This is a genomic window from Wolbachia endosymbiont of Cylisticus convexus (assembly GCF_003344345.1).
Map to the genome: position 1 here is coordinate 1 of NZ_QPIP01000033.1, position 18,712 is coordinate 18,712.

Consider the following 18,712-nt stretch of genomic DNA (forward strand, 5'->3'; position numbering starts at 1 on the left):
TGCTTCAAGTAAAGAAATTGCTGAGAATTATCTGCTTGAGCTGGAAGGAAAATGGGGAGAAAAGTATCCTTTAGTTATAAAATCCTGGCAGAACAATTGGGAAAACTTATCCAGTTATTTTAAGTATTCTGGGCCAGTTAGGAAGCTGATTTACACCACTAATCCAATTGAGGGGTTGCATAGACAAATCAGGAAATTTACTAAAACTAAGGGTTCATTTACTAGTACAAATGCCTTGTACAAACAGGTATATTGTGCTATAAAAAAGGTAGAGCAAAAGTGGATTATGGCTCTCCCTAATTGGGCTTTAACTATGTCTCAACTTGATATTTTCTTTCCAGATAGGTTGAAAATTGAGTTGAACTAAAAATGCGGCTTGACACACTTTTTTGAACATTCCCCGCAAGTACGGTTCTGTTGGGGGGATCATAGCAGTTAAACCTAATAGGAGGATTTAAAGTTATGATCTCTACCAGACAAAAATCTCTAGCCATAAGACATAAAGCCTAATGGAAAAAACTGCGAACGCCAGTGAAAAACATAGCAATTTTATTTTCATTTGCAGCTTTTATCACATCTTGATCTTTCAGCGAGCCACCAGGCTGAATTATAGCTGTTATTCCATGTTTTGCACTTTCTACTATGCTATCTGGGAATGGAAAAAATGCATCTGAAGCAAGCACTGCACCTTTACATTTTTCACCTGCTTTTTTCACTGCAATGTTTACACTATCTATTCTGCTTGTTTGCCCTGCGCCGATGCCAATAGCACAACCATCTTTTGCTATAACTATTGCGTTGGATTTCACATATTTACATACTTTCCAGGCAAAAATAAGATCTTCCTTTTCTTTTTCTGTTGTAGTGCATTCTGTTACTTGCTCTACTTTTATTGTGTGGTTATTATTTTCTTGCACCAAAAATCCACCAACAACATTTTTAATTTTGTATTTCACATTTTGTTGAAAAGATTTATGAATAATCACTCTTAAGTTTTTCTTTCTTTGCAAAATGTTTAGTGCCTCATTGTTTACTGATGGTGCTATTACTACTTCCAAAAATATCTTGTTTAATTTTTCTGCTAGCTTTAAATCTATCTCCCGATTTAAGGCAACTATGCCACCAAAACTGCTTATTTCATCACACGATAGAGCCTTTTCATATATCTCCAAAGCACTATTGCCAACAGCAGCACCACATGGGTTATTGTGCTTTATTATTACTGCTGCAGGCTCTTTAAACTCAGAAATTATGTTAAGTGCGGACTCTATATCTACTATATTATTATAACTCAACTCTTTTCCATGTACCTTCTCCAGTGGATATTTGCTAAATTGATTACTATAAAATGCAGCTTTTTGATGAGGATTTTCACCATACCTGAGTTTTTGTACTTTATGTCCATATAGTGCAAAAAACTCTGGCAATTCATTATTTTTACTCTGGGATAAAAACCAACTGTAAATATTAGAATCGTACTGCGCAGTAAGAGCAAACGCTTTAGTTGCCAAATGTTTTCTACATTCCAATGTTGTTTCATTGTTATTTTTTATCATCTCAGCTTTTAGTGCTTCATAATCTTGAGTGCTAGAAATGACTGAAGTAAAATGAAAATTTTTTGCTGCAGCTCTAATTAATGCCACTCCACCGATATCTATTTGCTCTATGATTTGCTCTTCACTTGAATCGCTATTCACCGTTTCCCAAAATGGATATAGGTTAGTTATAAGCAGGTCTATTAGCTCAATACCTAGATTTTGTATTTCCGTTTTGTGCTTTTCTCTATTGCAAAGTATTCCTCCATGAATTTTAGGGTGTAAAGTTTTTACTCTACCACCCAGTATCTCTGGAAATTGCGTATAATCTGAGACTTCTTGCGTTTTTATTCCGGCATCAGATAGCACTTTATAAGTATTGCCCGTTGAAAGAATTTCTATTTGTTGCTGCATTAGAAATGATGCAAGGTCAATTATATTTGTTTTATCATATACTGATATTAAAGCTCTTTTAATTTTCATTTTTATATGGAAGGTTTTTTAAGATTATATCTAAGAAAAAGAAATTTAGCTATTACACTTCTGTACTAATTTAAAGTAGTTTATTCTATAAATTTTTTTGTCACACTTGACTTTAAGCCACGAACGAAGTCTTCAATACTGCAAGGATTTCTTCCTTCCATTTGTACAACTTTAGGAATTAAAGTGCCACCTTTTAAACTTATATACAGATTATCGTTGATAATCTTGCCGTGTTCTGAAGCGAAAGCTTCAAAGTCAGCATCAAGTATCCTGATGCGTTTATTTTCTATCTTAATGAATGCTTTTGGATAAAAAGCTTTAACTTTTCTATAAGCAACTTCACAGGTATCACTTAAGTAAATTTGATAGTCTTCTACTTTGTCAGCGTAACACGTGTCATTATCGTTCTGTTTTAAGGGAACCTGCTTTTCAATTTCGTTTAGTACTTCCAGCAATAAATCACTACCTAATTTAGACAGTTTGTCATGCAACGTCTTGTAATTATCGCTTTTTTCAATAAGAAGTTTTCTCTGTTTTAAAATAGGGCCAGAATCTAATCCCTCATCCAATTGCATGATACTGACACCAGTTTCTTGATTCCCTGCTAAAATTGCATGCTGTATAGGAGATGCACCGCGCCACCTGGGCAGCAATGAAGGATGAATATTAATACAACCATATTTGGGAATATTCAAAATTCCTTTTGGTAGTATCAATCCATACGCAGCAACAACTGCAACGTCTGGCTTAAAATTTCTAAACTTTTCTTCCTCTACTGGAGATTTTAGAGAGGCAGGGATACATACCTCCATGTCACCTTTTTCAGCAACAACATGTACTGGAGATTTTGTTAGCCTCTGCCCACGCCCTGAAGGTTTTGGTGCCTTGGTATATACTGCTACTATTTTGTTGTGCGATTTCAATAGTAAGCTTAACGTACTAACTGCAAACTCCGGTGACCCCATGAAAATAATTCTCATGTTTTTAAGTGTTTTTGCTTTAAGAATTTTCTGCTAACTTGCTATTTACAGTTTCTATTAATTTAGCAAAATTATCCTTATAATTAACAGCCATCTCAGCAAGAATTTTTCTGTTTAAATCAATTTTAGCAAGTTTAAGACCATGCATAAACCTACCATAAGTAAGCCCATGTTCTCTTGCTGCTGCATTAATACGTATTATCCACAAGCCACGAAAATCACGTTTGCGATTTCTTCTATCTCTATAAGCGTACTGCAGTGCTTTTTCAACTCTTTGTAATGCAATTCTATAACAATTCTTTGCCCGTCCTCTATAACCCTTTGCTAATTTCAATATCTTTTTATGACGAGCATGAGTATTGACTCCACGTTTTACCCGAGCCATTTTTATTTTACCTCCATTTTATTAAACACCATAAGGCATATAAAGTTTAACTATACGCGAGTCAGATTTATTGAGAATTGCTGTGCCGCGCTGATTACGAATATTAGATTTACTTCTCTTTATCATGCCATGCCTTTTGCCTGACTGAGTAGAGATGACTTTACCCTTAGCTGTAAGGTGAAAGCGCTTTTTAACAGAAGATTTAGTTTTTAATTTTATTTTTGTCATATCCTAAACAAATTTACAAACACCACTATCTAGTTCCTTAGTAGTATGAGTATAGATAATTTTATTAGAGAATCAAATTAAAATTATATTCTAAAGGAGCTTAAATGTAATTACGCCTAATATATGTGTTATACCTTCTTTATCCCCAATTGGCAACAATACTTGCCTCATTTTAACACTTTCACTTTCTTCCTCTTCGTTAATTAGGCATTTACTTTCTATTACAGTCTCAAGTTTATCAATAACTGCATCTATTTTATATAGCCGCAAAAATGGTGCATCAATTGCATATTTATTATCGATGTACATCTTTTTTTCAAAACCATAGAATTCAATAGCTTTTTCTCCTGCACTTTCACAAACATAACCTCGATCTTTAACTTCAATGATAAAACAATGCTGCCATGATTCCATGATTTCTGCAGTGTCTATTTCATGTCTTTCTGGCCATTCCCTATCTGATCCTTTTATATCACTCCAATGTTGAGTAACTACATTCACTATTCTTCTTTCTTTGCCTGCATAATTTTCCATTCCAAATTCCACATATAAAACACAGATATGAGGTAAATTTATCGTGAATGTATTGATTTTTTCTTACTAAAGGATGTACGTTATTGAAAATTCTCATCCTGCTTGCACAATAAGTAATGATACATTAAGTATAATAATTAGAACATCAAAATTATTAAATGAGGAAATTATAAAAAAAAGTACTAAAAAGAATTCTATTAAAGAGTATTTGGAATATTTTGGCTAATTAATACAATTATCTCTACTTTCTAAGGTTATTACATTTAATAAATTACTAGATGGAGTTTCTTCTTTAGACCTACTATGGCCTTTACTTTTTCTATTACAAAACCAATATTTAAATGGTACAGCTGCTACCACTGCTAACATACCTACTGTTAACACTCCCATATTTTCCTTGTTTGATCGAGATGTTCCCAATAATTTAGGCCTTCTCACATTCGTATCACGAAGTATAAGACTATCTAAAATATTTGTCATATTTTTAACATTTTCTATATTTTGTGTCATAATTTTATGACTAGCATTTGACTTTTTTATTTCTTCTATTACTTATTTTAAGTCTGATAGTTCTGTTGTTGCACTTTCAATAGCACTAGCTTCCAGCTTTTGCAAACTCTCCTTACTCGAAAACCCTTTGAGATATTTTTCATAAAATTCTTTGGCATTACATCTTTTATAACTTTGTATTTCTCCATTCTTAAGATCAGAAACAATATCATCAATCATCGATCGATAATTTACTTTGGGATTTTCTGCATGCACTATTTCTCCTTCAGCAACAAGCATACGATAAGATGAATCATCAAGCATAATTGAGTTTTAAATCACCTCCTCCCAATAGAGAGAAAGACTTATAAAATTTTTTGTAAATAATAATCATAAGCAAGTTCCTTCTTCTTCTTTGATTCCAAAGCATTACAAATGCTGGTAGAGCTTAAGGTGCATCCTTGTGATGGCACTGTTGTGCCATCACACTCTGGGGTTTTACTCGATGCTAATTTGAGAAGATAGATGCGCTACTGATGTAGCATTGCTGAGCAAAGATTCTCTTTCTTCTGCTTCTGGTGTAGCTCTGGAATGCTCAAGTTGAGCTTGCTCAAAAAGGCTTGCCGTCTCACCATTGCTCCTCTGTGCTTTTTCAACATCGTAGCTGCCTTCCCTATTTTTTCTGTGCCATATAAAGTATCCTAATCCTGCAAAAGCTACTGCCAGCACTCCACCCAATATACCACCAGCAATCCCTGCTACTGATATTCTTATATATTGTCCTCCATTTATTTCCGGTAATTTAGGCCCTTCCACATCCGTACTATTAAATATAGGATGTTCTAATACTTCTTTTGAATTGCTATCAAAACGGGAAACACTCCTTATATTTTCAGTCGCAATTCCATTGCTAGCATTTGATCTTACTACTTCTCCTACTACGTTGTTAATCTCTTTAGTAGTTGCTTTGCTTGATGCAAAATCGAATAATTCTGGCTCTTGTTTTTTTAAAGGAGCTGGTTCTATAGTTACATATTCACTATCTTCTTTCATCTGATAATCAACCCCTTCAGCAGTAGATCTTCTCAATTGGTTAATTTGCATATTTTCATCAATTATTTCTTTTAGCTCTTGTGTTACTTCCTTATCCCAAAGCTTTTTTAGATATCTTTCCTTAAATTCTCTATAATCATATTCTTTATTATTTTGTATTTTTCTACTCTTAAGACCTAAAATAATTCCATTTATTATCGATTCACAAATTGCTTGAGGAGTTTCTATTGATTTTACTTCTCCTGTAACAAAGCCTATCTGAGCTACTCTAGAAGATATAGAGAGGTAGTCTATTGTTAAATCCTTTCCTTTAATTGAAAATTCTATCCTTCTGTTTTGTTCTATACTTTCCAAATCAGATGCAATTCTAATTGTTGGACTATCCATCTCCTGCTTATTTGTTGTTTCTCTCTTTCGCATGCTATTCTTAGTATTTTGGAATTCTTTTGGCATTTTATGCTCCTTAAATTAATTAATAAATATTACTACATATATGATGGATAAATTATTTTTGTCTATAATTTTATTAAGATTTTTACATAAAAATTATATATATTATTCTAAATAATATATATCAATATTTAGATTGATAAATTGATTTTACTCTCATTACAGCTTATTATGCGTAGATAACCTCAGTAAAAACGATGAAGCTAAACGAAATTAGAGAAAGATTTATAAAATTTTTTGTAAATAATAATCATGAGCAAGTTCCTTCTTCTCCTTTGATTCTAGAGCATGATCCAACACTCATGTTTACAAATGCTGGTATGGTACAGTTCAAAAACATCTTTACCGGCGTGCAAAAAACTGAAATGAAACGTGCTGTCTCGAGTCAAAAATGTCTCAGAGCGGGCGGTAAACACAATGATCTGGAAAACGTTGGCTATACAACCAGGCACCACACATTTTTTGAAATGCTTGGAAATTTTAGCTTTGGTGATTACTTCAAAGAAACGGCAATAGAACTCGCGTGGAAATTTATCACTGAAGAATTGTCTCTTGATAAAAACAGACTGTCCATAACTGTCTACCACACTGATGATGAAGCATATGAGATTTGGCATAAGATAAGTGGCTTTTCAGACGATAAAATCATCAGAATTGCAACAGATGACAATTTTTGGAGCATGGGCAATGCTGGCCCATGCGGTCCGTGTTCTGAAATCTTTTACGATTATGGAAATCCTGATTTGCATGAGGACGACAGAATTGTTGAAATCTGGAATCTGGTGTTCATGGAATTTAATAAAGATGAGAAAGGTAATTTACAAAAATTACTAAAAAAATGCATTGATACCGGAATGGGTCTTGAAAGAATAGCAGCTGTTATGCAGAAGGTCCATGATAACTATGATATCGACCTATTTTCCGCTCTGGTAAGTAAATCACAAGAGTACTGTGGAAATACGGAAAATAAAGTAGCTCATAAGATTATCGCAGATCACCTTCGTGCAGCTGCATTTCTCATCGCAGAAGGAGTGCTCCCTGGAAATGAAGGCAGAAACTATGTACTACGCAGATTGATCAGAAGAGCAGCACGCTATATTCACCTACTTGGATATAATGATTCTCTATTGCACCTTGTTTTTCCTGCACTCATAGATGGCACAAGTTTGGCTTATATGGGAGATGTTTATCCAGAGCTAATCAGAGCTAAAAGTTTAATAGAAACAACATTAAAATCAGAGGAAGAAAACTTTAAAGACACTTTAATGAAAGGCATTAATTTCTTGGACAAATTTACTGCAGATTTAAAATCAGGTGACACTCTGCCTGGAGAATCAGCATTTAAACTATATGACACTTATGGATTTCCTTTGGATATCACTGTTGATATTTTGAAAGAAAGGAAAATAAATTTTGACCAAAAAGGTTTTGACAATGCAATGAAAGAGCAAAAAGAAAGAGCACGTGCTAATTGGTCTGGATCTGGTGAAAAATCTGTTGAACAAGTATGGTTTAATTTAATCGATCAGTTTGGCAAAACGGAATTTGTTGGTTATGAGTGTGATGAAGTAAAGGACGCAAAAGTACTAGCAATAATTTCCCCTAAAAATGAAATGATTGATTCTGTGAAAGAGGGAGAGAAGATAACCGTTATACTTGATAAAACACCTTTTTATGGTGAGTCAGGTGGACAAGTGGGAGATACTGGAAGCATAATCAAATCTGACAGAAGTATTATCACAGTTGAAAATACCAACAAGATTAACGACCTATATTTACACAGATGTATCGTGAGATCTGGCTCAGTTCGTAAAGGTAATGCAGTTATAGCAAGTCTTGATAAGAGAAGAAGACAAGACTTAAGAAGAAATCATTCAGCCACACATCTTCTACACTTTGCACTCAGAAAAATCTTAGGTGATCACGTTACTCAAAAAGGTTCTCTAGTCGCACCAAATAGACTAAGATTTGACTTCAGTCATAGCATGCCAGTCACTCAGGATCAGCTGTTTTCAGTAGAAGATACAGTAAATTCTCTAATCAGAGAAAACCTTTCTACATCTACAAAAATTCAAGGTATGGATCAGGCAATAGACGAAGGAGCCATGGCTTTATTTGGTGAAAAATATGGTGATAAGGTTAGGGTTATAAAAATTGGAGATTCAAAAGAATTATGTGGCGGTACACACGTGGAGCGTACTGGAGAAATTGGTTTGTTTAAGATAGCAGCAGAATGTTCCGTTGCATCTGGAGTAAGAAGGATTGAAGCTTTAACCGGTCAAGAAGCAATTAATTATGTACGCAATAATGAAATTAGCTTAAAAAAAGTTGCAGAATCTGTAAAAGCACCAGTAAATGAAATAATAAGTCGACTCAGTATTTTAAGCCAAGAGCGCAAAGAATTTGAAATCAAAATAAAAAATCTTTATAAAAAGCTTGTCAGTGTAGAGAATATAAAAAGTACCGAAATAAATGGAATAAATTTCGTAAGCCACACTTTCAATGACGTTCCAGTAAGTATAATAAGGGAATTTGTTTTGCAGCAACAAAAACCAAAAACTGTAATAGCCTTCACGGTAACAGAAAAGGATAAAACAGTTTTGATTGTCAAAGTAAGTAAAGACTTGACTGATAAGATTAATGCAAAAGAGCTAGTATCTACTGTAACCGAAAGGGATTGCGGTGGAAATGCCGAACTTGCTCAAATAGGCTGTGATAGCAATAAAATAGATGATGCCATTACAGCTATTTATAGCAAAATAACAGCTTATAAGGACTAATACACTCTACGTCATACTGCCACTTAGCCGCTAGCGAGATTTCACAAATCGTCAAGGTAAGTAGCCCCTTCGGTGTCATATCAGTGCTCCTTTCCCTGTCATCCAAGTACTGGGATCCAGATTGCAAGTAATGCATTGGAGTATGGATTTTGCGTTATAGAATGAAGCACTTTTGGTAAAGAAAACTGGATCCCAGTACTTGGATGACATTGTCATAAAGTGAACCAGCTTCACACGCCACTATTTTCGGTCTCTTTTAGCTATAAATATTAAGAAATTTACTAAGCAAAAAAAAGGCAAAAGAAACCCCAGTTACTATCTATTGTCAGTATCAGCGCTTTTTAGTCTTAAGCACTGCAATTTAGCTGCTTTTAAATGCAATCACAAATATTTAAGAAATTTACTAGCAGAAAAAAAAGACAAAGAACCCCCGGAGTAGCTCACTCTTTATTTTAAAATTTGACGTTGAGTGATGTCTTAAACAGGCCGTTTCAGCTTGTATAGGGAAAAACCCGGAATTCTATTAAAGACATAGGATGCACATAGTGCAAAAATAGTACGCCAAATACAAGTCTTCTTGTCATTTTAATCTGCACAGATTGGGAAGTTAAATAATATAGCTTCAGTCTTATGATAAGGGAATTGGCGGAGTTTGTAAAGGAGTTTTTATGAGCTACTTTCAATAAGAGTTTGCATGCAATAGCACAGAAGCATACGTTACTACTCCTTCATTTCTCCCAATAGAACCCAATTTTTCTGCAGTTGTTGCTTTAACATTTATGAATTCATCATCAATTTCTAATATTTTTGATATAAATTTCTTCATTTCCACTTTATAAGGCAATATTTTAGGCTCTTCACAAACTATAGTAATATCTAAATTAGACACGCTATATCCTTTTTCCTGTGCTTTTTTAGCAGCAAAGTCAAGAAAGTGAGATGAATTGCAATCTTTCCATTCAGAGGAATTGGGAGGAAAATGTTCTCCTATATCGCCACATCCTAGTGCTCCGAGTATTGCATCAACGATTGCATGTATTGCAACATCACCATCGGAATGCGCCTCTATTGCCATGTTATGCTCAATTTCTACACCGCAAATCTTTATAAAACTCTTAGCATCATTTTGAACTTTAACAAATTTATGTATATCATAACCGGTTCCGACACGAAATTTTGGCTCTTCAAAAAGGAGTTTTGCCATATTGAGATCCTCTTTTTTGGTTAACTTAAAATTGTTTTTCTCACCTTCAATAATCGCAACATGTTTTTTGTGCTCTACCATTAGCGATGAATCATCAGTAAATTCTTTGATTGATTGATGGCATGATAATAATTCTCTGAAATTAAAAATTTGAGGGGTTTGTATGGCTCTAAGTTTTTCCCTTGAAATCGTAGATTCAACGAAATTATTACTCACCAATGACATAGTATCCTCGACTTCTATTGCTGGAACTACTCCTGTATATTGACCATTAATCATAGATTCAATCAAGTTATCTATTAGAATATTTGACACAAAAGGCCTGCAGGCATCGTGTATAACGACAAAATCTGGATTGATCTTTTGCAAACTCTCCAGTCCGAGTTTAACTGAACTCTGCCTGCTTTTCCCTCCGCATACTGGACTCAGCGATTTAGTATCTATAATTGATGATGTAACTTCTTTATAGAAATCTTTTTGACTTTCATTCACTACCACTCTTATGTAACTTATGTATTGATTAGCTAAGAATTTTCTAATTGTGTGAAATAAAACAGATTTACCTGCCAGTTTTATATACTGTTTAGGGGTTTTGGCATTACATCTACTACCTACTCCTGCTGCAACTATTAATGCTGCTATCTTGTATTTCTCAAGTCTGTTAGTGTGCATGTTTGTTATTTTTAGTGTTAGTGTATAGTAACAGGTTATTTAGAATTTTAAAAAAAGTTGATCTTATTCTCAAAACAGAATATTCTTTTACTAGGTGTAATATGTGCTAGAGGGAAATAATGCACGTTGCTAAGTATAATAAAGAAAATGAAATACATCTCATATTTTTTCATGAAATAGGTGATAATTATAAAAATGCGGCCAGGTATATACAAGATAGATCTACGTATCTCCATAGATCTAATTTCTACACTCATGCACATAAATACCCAATTGCATTTCAAAACTATATAACTTACGCAATAGCCAGTTTCTTATTTTTAGGAGTATCCATATTATCACCCGCTTTGGTATTATAGCCCTACTCATAATAGTCCAAAAAGAGTAAGATATGGATTTATAGTAGTGAAGATCAGTAGCACATAGTTATGACTTAAGGAAAAAGGTAATGGAAGCATTGGATGAAGGAGAAAGTAGAGCCCAAGAGATTAAAATTGGAAAAACGACTCTATATGAGTGGCAGAAAAGGCGTAAGGAAACGGGAGATTTTCAGTCAAAAAAGCCTGGAAGGGCAGATAAAATTACCGACTGGAATGTTTTTACCAAATTTGCAAGGTGGCAAAACTCAGTCAGAGATGCTGGGGCAATATCAGTCGACAAACGAGCACTTAAAAATATTGGATTTACAAGATCTACGGATATAAAGAAAGAAATGAAGAAAAGCGAGCTCAATTTTCAAAGGTTATAGCAACAAAACGTCATGAAAATCTTGTATATATTGACGAATCTGGAATAGACAATACAGAACATACGGATATTGCAGAAAAGGAGAGAGGTTTCATTCACTAAAATTAGGTAAAAAAACTCAGCGCGTCAGTATAGCTCAAAATAAAAAGAAAATCATTGCTCCATTGACCTTTACTGCAATAAGGATGTTTTCGAGGCTTGGTTTGAGCAGTTTTTAACTCCAATTTTAAGGTCTGGCCAAACTTTGATAACGCTACTTTTCATAAATCTAAAATAGATGATCTTGCTAAAGGAGTTGGTGCTGAACTTCCTCCATATTCTCCAGACTTTAACGAAATTGAGCATCATTGGTTTGCTATAAAGAACAGAGCTAGAAAAAATATCCCTATTTTTAAGTCTTTCCGTCAAGCTGTTGATTCTGCTTTTTTATTCTGACTATTATGAGAAGAGCTATACTTGTTTCTTTCTGATAGCTGAGCAAATTTTAGCTAGGCCGAATAATAGGGATAATATTCTGCATTCTTTATGCACACTTCTTATATCATAAGTTGCATCTTCTCGAATAGAACGAATGTTATACTTATCACTGATTTCCTTTAACATATCGCAGATCGATCAGAGCAATACCACGTATGCTTATTGCTTTCTTATCGTTTGTGTTTAAAACAACGTATAGCTTTCTGTAACCATTGTATTTTCTTCCTCGAATATTAAGTTTACTATGGCCACCGTTGTTATTGTAGATACTAACTCTCGTGCTATCTATGGCAATTTCAGTACTTTTCCAATCACATTTGTTGATTCTATGATCATCAATTTTCAAGTTAAGCTTTTCGAACCCTCTGGAATTGCGTATAGTTGATAACTGCTAAATCTTTTTCTATCTGTTGCAAATATCCTTTTATAAACACGACTGTTTGTCTTAAACCAATTCTAAAGAGACTGGCTACTATATGAACCCAAATTACGACTTTATCACTATAAATATAGTTGCCGCTTTGCATTTTTGGACTATTTTCATACCAATTTTCAATTGCTTCACTGACGAAATGAAAAATATTTCCCCTTTTTTCAAGGAATTTGTTACACTTGTTCTAGTTATTGACTTTTGTCTTTTGTGGCATGATTTTTCTTTAAGCAGTTAAAATGGTTACTTTATAATAAATTTTGTCAGTAGCCACCAGATTTCTTTGATTGCTGTGCAACAAGGCCCTTTTCAGTAGCCTTAGAGAGAGTATTAGGAAAAGTTTGGAAATTTAATGATAAATTCTTTCAGATCCCATAGTAAGCAAATTCGTGAACCATTTAAAGATATTGGGAGTTTTCCCCCACATGAAAATAGTTACATATCTCCTGAAAAAGGCCGAGATAAGGAAAATTGTGCACCAAGTGTAAGTCCTAGTAAGTTTACTCATAAAACTTTGGAAGAAAAAAATTATGAAGAGCTATTGAAACAAGAAGATATTGCTCGTATTGCACGGTTTAAGTATGGATGGCATGGAGGTGGCAATATACTGTTTGAAGTAATTGGATCAGCAAGTCAGTTAGAAAAGCAGATACAAGGCTATATTGAGTTGAAAGTTAAAAAGCCTGCTATTTTTGTAATCAACAAAAATGCCAATCATTGGGTAACGCTAGTTATAAAACAGAATTTACTGCTTATTATGCTGACTCTTTAGGTTATGATATTTCCTCCTTTCAAGAGAGTGCAGAGAATGTTGGATTTTTTAAGGATAGTAATTACAACAATCTTCAAGAGCTGTTAGAGTCAAAACTGAGTGGTATTCAAACTCAATCTTTTTGTATTGAGCAACAGAAAGATGGTTACAATTGTGGAATATATGCCTTAAAAAATGCAGAAATAATTATGGACAAGAATCATGAGTTAGAGAAAGTATTAAATTACGAGTTAAGTGAGCAGGAGTTAAAGGAAATAAGGATTGAGTTTGCGTGCTTGTTACAAAAAGAAAAATGTGCAGAGCAGAAACCTCGAATCAAAGAAGCTAACAATAATGATAATTGTCAATCTAAACCAAAGCAGAAATATCAGCCAAAACCTTCTGTCAATAGTCCAGTATTTTATTGTAACGAATTTAATGAGCACGATTTAGGCGATAATGAAAACCTTTTAAGAAGAAAGTTCAATGAAATAATTAAAGATTTAGAGGAAAACAACAGTACAAGCCAAGGAGATATAAAGTTAATAAAAGGTAACGGGAATATTGAATATTTTCGAGCTAAATTAAGTGATAGTGACAGATTATTATTTACGAGTACAAAGCATAATGATAAAGATGCTTTTGTTATTTTAGAAGTAATTCTGAATCATGATTACCGGAAGTCTAAATTTTTAACAAATAAAGAAAAAATAAAAAACATAAAAATAATAAGTGAAGAAGGTTCTGATAGCGCAAATACAGTAGAAATTGGAAATGCTTCACAAGTTAGTTATCTTGGTAAACTTATTACTTTTAATGCAAAGCAGGAAGATATAGTTGAAAGGGTTGGAAAGTTTGAATTACCTTTAGTTATCAATGGATCTGCTGGCAGTGGAAAGACGTCAGTGGCTTTGGAGAGCTTAAGAAGGATAAAAGAGAAGTTCGGGGGAGGAAAAATTCTATATATTACCAAATCCGAAAATCTTATAAAAGAATCAAAAAAATTATTTGAGTGCGAACACTATAATCAGACCACTTGTGAGCTACCAAGTGATACGTTCGAACTTTCCTGTATAGTAATTTTACTATATCGCAAGACCAGCTATTTTGGCTCACTTTCGCTAAATCTACGTACGAACTGGTTTGCCTAATTTTGTTGCAAAAATTTTACCTTTTTATTTTCACAACTCTATTTTTACCTGATGCGTTCTCACAAATATATGTACTATTTTTATGTTTTTTGAAAAAGTAAATATTCAAGATTTTTATGGCGCTAATTTTTAGTATGTTTCCATATTAATCAAGCTAAAGGAATTTAAATTAATCATTAGAATGCGTAATAATTATATTATTTCAATAGGGTGGAGGAAATTATGTCTTTAACATTGAAACAGTGGAAAGAGATACTAGATACAATAAACTCAAACGGGGGTGATATACTTGAAGCAATAAAAGAGGAATTAAAGAAACAAGATCAAGATACATATCAAGAGTGGGAACGGAAAGACTTTGATATAAATCATCCGTTTGATGTACAATTGACCATGTACAACAAAAAATTAGCATTACTGCATATAGCTGCTTACAATGGCCATTTAGATATAGTTAAATATCTTGTAGATGATAAAAAGGCTGATGTTAATCAAGAAGATAGTTAGTGGTGAAACTGCTTTACATGAAGCTGCTAGAAATGGCCATTTAGATGTAGTTAAATACCTTGTAGATGATAAAAAGGCTGATGTTAATCAAAAAGATATTTGTGGTGAAACTGCTTTACATGAAGCTGCTAGAAATGGCCATAAAGATGTAGTGACAACTCTATTAAAAAAAGGGGCTAATCCTTTAATAAAGAATAAAAAAGGTAAAACTCCAAGAGACCTAGCTAATGATAAAAATATAACACAGCTTTTAAAAGAGGCAGAAGAGCAAATAATTAGCAAGTCAATAAAGACTGGTATTACTTTGGGTATTATAACTGCACTGACAATAGGTATTGGATGCGGTATTACCGGTATTGAATTATCAATATTAGCTATAGCTGGCATAGCTGTAGCAGCTGCGTTAGTAATAGGAGTTATTGCTGGTGGTATTACATATTCAGTATCAAAGCCTAGTAATAAGCTAGATAAACCTGACTTAGCTAACCAACAAGTATCTGAAAAAGCCTGCTAACAAAAGCCCAAGCAGAAGGGAGGACCATCTTTTACCTTCCTTTTGTATTTTTTCTTGGGAAAACTTTATTAAGTTAATAGCTTAAGATAATTTTTAAAAAGTTATTCCGATGCTTATGATTTTTAGAGTATGATGAATTTTTCTTCTGCAGTATTACATGTCAGCTGAATAGGGGTTATTGGAAGCATTTGGTGTTTCTGTTGGAGCATTTTTTTGCTAGTTTTTCACATGTAAGCTAGGTATATTAAGATTCTTACTATTTTTATTGATATGTTTACATAATTGAGTGTCAGTTTCTATCCACTACATTAGCTGTAATATGTAATAGTTTAGACCTGATTCCTTCATAGCAGCTCCTTTTGCAATACTTTTAATTTTCTGGCACATAGTCTTTTTCATTGCCTATTGCTTTTGTAAATTAAGATTCTAATCCATAAAATTTCTCTAATTGCTCACTCCACAGCATCGGTATTTCTTTTAAATCCACTAACCTCAAACTCCTTGGCTGTCTCCCATTTACTATGTCTTCTTTAATTTTTGGTGCTAAATAATTCAGCCTTAAAATTTGTTGTATTCGTCTTGTACCTATATTAATTTTTGCACTCAACTCTCCTACGCTTCCATATTTTCCTTCCTCTAATTGACGTTTCCACAAATGAGCTCTTACCACTGCTTTCAGTAGCGCATTATTTGTTTTGCCTTCTGGCTCGATCGCTGTGCATTTGTTTCCTTTCTTTTTTATTGGTATAAATTCCACCTTATCCTCTGAACTCATTTCTATTCCATCTTCTTTTACCATTACTCTCTTTATTAACTTTTTCACTACTTCTTTCTGTTTCCCAAAACTCCATTTTTCTTCGATCTTTTCTTTCCAATTTTCATATAGCTGCTCCGCTTTCTTTATCACTTCTTTTTCCACTTCTCCTGCTACTATTGTTCGATTTACTGATTCACAACTTTTTCCTCTTAAATGATTGTTGCATACGTAATATCGATATCTCTTATTCTCTTTTTTTGAGTACGTTAGCGTCATGTTTACTTCACAGCTCTTGCACTTAATTATTCCCCTAAGCAGCGCTTCCTCATATTTTGCTTTTCTATATGGCTGATTCCTTATCAATTCCTGCGCTTTTTGCCATTTTTCTTCCTCTATTATTGCTTCATGTTTTCCTTCATACTCTTTCTCATAATGTCTGATTTTTCCCATATATATTGGATTTGTTATTATTCTTCTCACCGTTGCCTTTTTAAAGATATCTGATTTTCCTTTCGTACGGTACCCCTGGCTATTTAACTCCCTTGCCAATTCTGCCATTGACTTCAGCTCCAAATATCTTTCAAATATATACCTTACCACTTTTGCTTCTTTTTCATTTACTATTAATTCTTTATCTTTTACATCATACCCTAGCGGTAAAGTTCCACCCATCCATATTCCGTGCTCTTTCGATGTTGCTATTTTATTTTTTACTCTCTCTACTATCATTTCTCTTTCTAGTTGTGCTGCCCCTGATAATACCGTTTGCACAAACTTTCCCATTGGCGTATTATTATCAAATATTTGTGTTACTGCTACAAAATTTACTCGGTGCCTTCTAAAAAATGATGTTACTTCGATGCTGTCTTTTGTTTCCCTTGATAGTCTGTCTAATGTATATACTACCACACAGTCCACTTCTCCTGCCTTTACATCTTCAAATAATTCCTTTATTGCTGGTCTTTCTAAATTCTTTCCTGAGAAACCTCCATCGTCGTACCTTTTTGCCAATACTACCCAGCCTTCTCTGCTCTTTATATATTTTTCACATGCTACTCGCTGCGCATCTAAACTGTTAAACTTTTGTTCTAGACCGTCTTCATTTGACTTTCTCGTATATATTCCACATCTTATCCCTTTACACATTTTCCCTTCCCTTTTGATCACGCAAACCAAATAGGAGCGGCCCATTGTAACTCATTCCCATTATTTTCCCTTCCACCGCTGATAATGACGTATAAAATTCTTCTCGGTAGATTAAACCCTTATCTGTTACCATTACCGCATGCGTCTCTTCCCCTCTTGTATCTTGTAAAAAGCATCTAATGTTTTAAGCTTAAGCATTAGGTGGAGGAGGGAAGAACTCTGTTTCTCCTCTTAGATATAAAATCTGTAAGAAAGATAAGAGTTCCCTCCTCAAAAGTATAGGCTGGACGGTATCGTAGAAAGACCTAAATGGCTCTAATTCTGTATCCACAAGGTTAGCCTTACTTTTCGTTTTAAATGGTAACGTATGGGGTTATATATGATCAACAACTTTCTTGGAATTGATGTATCAAAAGATCGCTTTGATGTTTTTCTTTCATTCATAAGTAAAAAAGAAAAGCGTGAAACTAGGAAAAGGAGCTTTAAGAACGATGATCTTGGGTTTCAAGGTCTGCTGAGTTTTCTACAAAAGCATAATGTGGAAGAAGTAAAGTCATGCATGTGGTTGTTATAGCGAAGCTTTGGCTGAATTTCTGCACAATGCTGGACATTTTGTTAGTGTTGTAAATCCTTATTGTATTAAATCTTATACAAGGAGTAAGCTCGTAAGACAAAAGAATGATCAGACTGATGCAGAAATTATTGCTGATTATTGCCAAAGACAGGAACCAACTCGTTGGACACCACCTTCTTCTGAAATGAAAAAATTAAAACATCTTTATCGTTGCTCAGTTGCGTTAAAAGAATTAGTAAATAACCACCTAGAAAAAAAAGAGAGACTGCCTAAAGAAGTTGCAAATGCTTGTTGCAACGAATATAGTTAAAAAAATAGAAATAATAAAAAACTCCATACGCAAACTATTAAAGCAGCACAAAGAATTGTTGGAAAATTTTCAGCTTCTATTGACTATTCCAGGAATAGGAGAGGAATCAGCAATGGCTATTTTAGCTGAAATCCCTGACATAAAAGCTTTTAGAGATGCCAGGCAATTGGCAGCATATACAGGAGTTATACCGAAAAATATAACATCAGGTTCATCTGTACATTCTAAACCAAGATTAAGTAAATCAGGTTCACAAACATTACGTAAGGCCCTTTTCTTTCCTGCCATAGTAGCCAAGAATCACAATCCTATCATTGTGAGTTTTTGCCAAAGACTAAAGAAGAAGGGTAAGCATAATATGGCAATTGTGGGAGCTGCAATGCGTAAGCTACTCCATATCATTTTCGGTATCCTGACATCCAAAAGTGCTTTTGATCCAAATCATATCAAGAATTACAGAACTAGGATGTTGACTGTAGTTTAAAATCAAAAAATGCTTCCAATCCATTCAACATATTCACTAACTGTAATCTGTGTACTGTTACACAATCAGAA

The 18,712-nt window shown here is 33.9% G+C and carries 18 protein-coding genes and 4 pseudogenes; 9 read left to right on the top strand and 13 right to left on the bottom strand.

All coding sequences use genetic code 11. The features are described from left to right. Positions 1 to 367: transposase (locus Wcon_RS04555; RefSeq protein WP_147269143.1), on the top strand; the 367-nt coding region annotated here is incomplete at its 5' end. Between the two features lie 139 nt (positions 368 to 506). Here the strand turns inward: Wcon_RS04555 and purH are convergent. The 8 genes from purH to Wcon_RS04590 all read right to left on the bottom strand — a co-directional run bounded on the left by purH (position 507) and on the right by Wcon_RS04590 (position 6,140). Continuing rightward, on the bottom strand, positions 507 to 2,018 hold the full coding sequence (gene purH / locus Wcon_RS04560) for a bifunctional phosphoribosylaminoimidazolecarboxamide formyltransferase/IMP cyclohydrolase (RefSeq protein WP_114517376.1): 1,512 nt from the start codon (positions 2,016 to 2,018) through the stop codon (positions 507 to 509). 80 nt (positions 2,019 to 2,098) lie between these two features. Then, complete coding sequence (gene fmt, locus Wcon_RS04565) at positions 2,099 to 2,998, bottom strand: methionyl-tRNA formyltransferase (protein ID WP_114517377.1); 900 nt, start codon at positions 2,996 to 2,998, stop codon at positions 2,099 to 2,101. A 19-nt stretch (positions 2,999 to 3,017) separates the two neighbouring features. Then, the gene (gene rplT, locus Wcon_RS04570) at positions 3,018 to 3,383 is read right to left on the bottom strand and encodes a 50S ribosomal protein L20 (protein WP_114517378.1); all 366 of its coding nucleotides are present in this window, start codon (positions 3,381 to 3,383) and stop codon (positions 3,018 to 3,020) included. A 21-nt stretch (positions 3,384 to 3,404) separates the two neighbouring features. After that, the gene (gene rpmI, locus Wcon_RS04575) at positions 3,405 to 3,611 is read right to left on the bottom strand and encodes a 50S ribosomal protein L35 (RefSeq protein WP_114517379.1); all 207 of its coding nucleotides are present in this window, start codon (positions 3,609 to 3,611) and stop codon (positions 3,405 to 3,407) included. Positions 3,612 to 3,701: 90 nt separating this feature from the next. After that, positions 3,702 to 4,145 (bottom strand): PAS domain-containing protein, encoded by a 444-nt coding sequence (locus tag Wcon_RS04580; RefSeq protein ID WP_114517380.1) that lies wholly within the window; start codon positions 4,143 to 4,145, stop codon positions 3,702 to 3,704. A gap of 222 nt (positions 4,146 to 4,367) precedes the next feature. Then, on the bottom strand, positions 4,368 to 4,625 hold the full coding sequence (locus tag Wcon_RS11950) for a hypothetical protein (protein ID WP_237350040.1): 258 nt from the start codon (positions 4,623 to 4,625) through the stop codon (positions 4,368 to 4,370). 72 nt (positions 4,626 to 4,697) lie between these two features. Continuing rightward, positions 4,698 to 4,958, bottom strand: a complete 261-nt coding sequence (locus tag Wcon_RS11955) for a hypothetical protein (RefSeq protein ID WP_237350041.1) — start codon at positions 4,956 to 4,958, stop codon at positions 4,698 to 4,700. 174 nt (positions 4,959 to 5,132) lie between these two features. Beyond that, positions 5,133 to 6,140 carry a hypothetical protein gene (locus Wcon_RS04590; RefSeq protein ID WP_114517381.1) on the bottom strand — a complete coding sequence of 336 codons (1,008 nt, stop codon included), beginning with the start codon at positions 6,138 to 6,140 and terminating at the stop codon, positions 5,133 to 5,135. A gap of 194 nt (positions 6,141 to 6,334) precedes the next feature. On the opposite strand from Wcon_RS04590, the gene alaS reads away from it, so the two are divergent. Then, entirely contained in the window at positions 6,335 to 8,917 is a 2,583-nt protein-coding gene (alaS, locus tag Wcon_RS04595) for an alanine--tRNA ligase (RefSeq protein ID WP_114517382.1), read from the top strand. Between the two features lie 679 nt (positions 8,918 to 9,596). Here alaS and ispD read toward each other — a convergent pair. Beyond that, complete coding sequence (ispD, locus tag Wcon_RS04600; RefSeq protein WP_114517383.1) at positions 9,597 to 10,802, bottom strand: 2-C-methyl-D-erythritol 4-phosphate cytidylyltransferase; 1,206 nt, start codon at positions 10,800 to 10,802, stop codon at positions 9,597 to 9,599. Between the two features lie 110 nt (positions 10,803 to 10,912). Between ispD and Wcon_RS13340 the strand changes: the two are divergent. Both Wcon_RS13340 and Wcon_RS04610 read left to right on the top strand, forming a co-directional pair. Beyond that, positions 10,913 to 11,149, top strand: a pseudogene (locus Wcon_RS13340) (alpha/beta hydrolase family protein); the annotation flags it as partial. Positions 11,150 to 11,241: 92 nt separating this feature from the next. Next, positions 11,242 to 11,975 (top strand): annotated as a pseudogene (locus tag Wcon_RS04610) (transposase). A 148-nt stretch (positions 11,976 to 12,123) separates the two neighbouring features. Here the strand turns inward: Wcon_RS04610 and Wcon_RS04615 are convergent. Continuing rightward, positions 12,124 to 12,363 carry a hypothetical protein gene (locus Wcon_RS04615; protein WP_114517384.1) on the bottom strand — a complete coding sequence of 80 codons (240 nt, stop codon included), beginning with the start codon at positions 12,361 to 12,363 and terminating at the stop codon, positions 12,124 to 12,126. Between the two features lies 1 nt (position 12,364). Continuing rightward, entirely contained in the window at positions 12,365 to 12,598 is a 234-nt protein-coding gene (locus Wcon_RS04620) for a transposase (RefSeq protein ID WP_338062147.1), read from the bottom strand. A gap of 201 nt (positions 12,599 to 12,799) precedes the next feature. Between Wcon_RS04620 and Wcon_RS04625 the strand changes: the two genes are divergently transcribed. From Wcon_RS04625 to Wcon_RS04640, 4 genes are all read left to right on the top strand, one after another. Further along, the gene (locus Wcon_RS04625; protein WP_114517385.1) at positions 12,800 to 13,219 is read left to right on the top strand and encodes a hypothetical protein; all 420 of its coding nucleotides are present in this window, start codon (positions 12,800 to 12,802) and stop codon (positions 13,217 to 13,219) included. Continuing rightward, positions 13,165 to 14,349, top strand: coding sequence for a DEAD/DEAH box helicase family protein (locus Wcon_RS04630; protein WP_114517386.1), 1,185 nt, complete (start codon positions 13,165 to 13,167; stop codon positions 14,347 to 14,349). Before Wcon_RS04625 ends, Wcon_RS04630 begins: the two co-directional genes overlap by 55 nt. Before the next feature lie 222 nt (positions 14,350 to 14,571). Continuing rightward, entirely contained in the window at positions 14,572 to 14,856 is a 285-nt protein-coding gene (locus Wcon_RS04635) for an ankyrin repeat domain-containing protein (protein ID WP_114517387.1), read from the top strand. Beyond that, complete coding sequence (locus tag Wcon_RS04640) at positions 14,819 to 15,370, top strand: ankyrin repeat domain-containing protein (RefSeq protein ID WP_114517388.1); 552 nt, start codon at positions 14,819 to 14,821, stop codon at positions 15,368 to 15,370. The genes Wcon_RS04635 and Wcon_RS04640 overlap by 38 nt, the downstream gene beginning before the upstream one ends. Before the next feature lie 418 nt (positions 15,371 to 15,788). Here the strand turns inward: Wcon_RS04640 and Wcon_RS04645 are convergent, their stop codons facing one another. Together Wcon_RS04645 and Wcon_RS04650 are read right to left on the bottom strand one after the other, a co-directional pair. Then, entirely contained in the window at positions 15,789 to 17,273 is a 1,485-nt protein-coding gene (locus Wcon_RS04645; RefSeq protein ID WP_114517389.1) for a recombinase family protein, read from the bottom strand. Then, positions 17,266 to 17,430: pseudogene (locus Wcon_RS04650) on the bottom strand (DUF2924 domain-containing protein); the annotation flags it as partial. The gene Wcon_RS04645 and the pseudogene Wcon_RS04650, both read right to left, overlap by 8 nt. Before the next feature lie 222 nt (positions 17,431 to 17,652). Here Wcon_RS04650 and Wcon_RS04655 point away from each other — a divergent pair. Continuing rightward, positions 17,653 to 18,641, top strand: a pseudogene (locus Wcon_RS04655) (IS110 family RNA-guided transposase). Positions 18,642 to 18,712: the final 71 nt, after the last annotated feature.

Coding starts and splice junctions, on each gene's coding strand:
- fmt (WP_114517377.1), bottom strand. CDS start 2,998: ATGAGAATTATTTTCATGGGGTCACCGGAGTTTGCAGTTAGTACGTTA.
- Wcon_RS04625 (WP_114517385.1), top strand. CDS start 12,800: ATGATAAATTCTTTCAGATCCCATAGTAAGCAAATTCGTGAACCATTT.
- purH (WP_114517376.1), bottom strand. CDS start 2,018: ATGAAAATTAAAAGAGCTTTAATATCAGTATATGATAAAACAAATATA.
- Wcon_RS04635 (WP_114517387.1), top strand. CDS start 14,572: ATGTCTTTAACATTGAAACAGTGGAAAGAGATACTAGATACAATAAAC.
- Wcon_RS11950 (WP_237350040.1), bottom strand. CDS start 4,625: ATGACAAATATTTTAGATAGTCTTATACTTCGTGATACGAATGTGAGA.
- Wcon_RS04580 (WP_114517380.1), bottom strand. CDS start 4,145: ATGGAAAATTATGCAGGCAAAGAAAGAAGAATAGTGAATGTAGTTACT.
- alaS (WP_114517382.1), top strand. CDS start 6,335: ATGAAGCTAAACGAAATTAGAGAAAGATTTATAAAATTTTTTGTAAAT.
- rpmI (WP_114517379.1), bottom strand. CDS start 3,611: ATGACAAAAATAAAATTAAAAACTAAATCTTCTGTTAAAAAGCGCTTT.
- Wcon_RS04645 (WP_114517389.1), bottom strand. CDS start 17,273: ATGTGTAAAGGGATAAGATGTGGAATATATACGAGAAAGTCAAATGAA.
- Wcon_RS11955 (WP_237350041.1), bottom strand. CDS start 4,958: ATGCTTGATGATTCATCTTATCGTATGCTTGTTGCTGAAGGAGAAATA.
- rplT (WP_114517378.1), bottom strand. CDS start 3,383: ATGGCTCGGGTAAAACGTGGAGTCAATACTCATGCTCGTCATAAAAAG.
- Wcon_RS04590 (WP_114517381.1), bottom strand. CDS start 6,140: ATGCCAAAAGAATTCCAAAATACTAAGAATAGCATGCGAAAGAGAGAA.
- Wcon_RS04640 (WP_114517388.1), top strand. CDS start 14,819: ATGATAAAAAGGCTGATGTTAATCAAGAAGATAGTTAGTGGTGAAACT.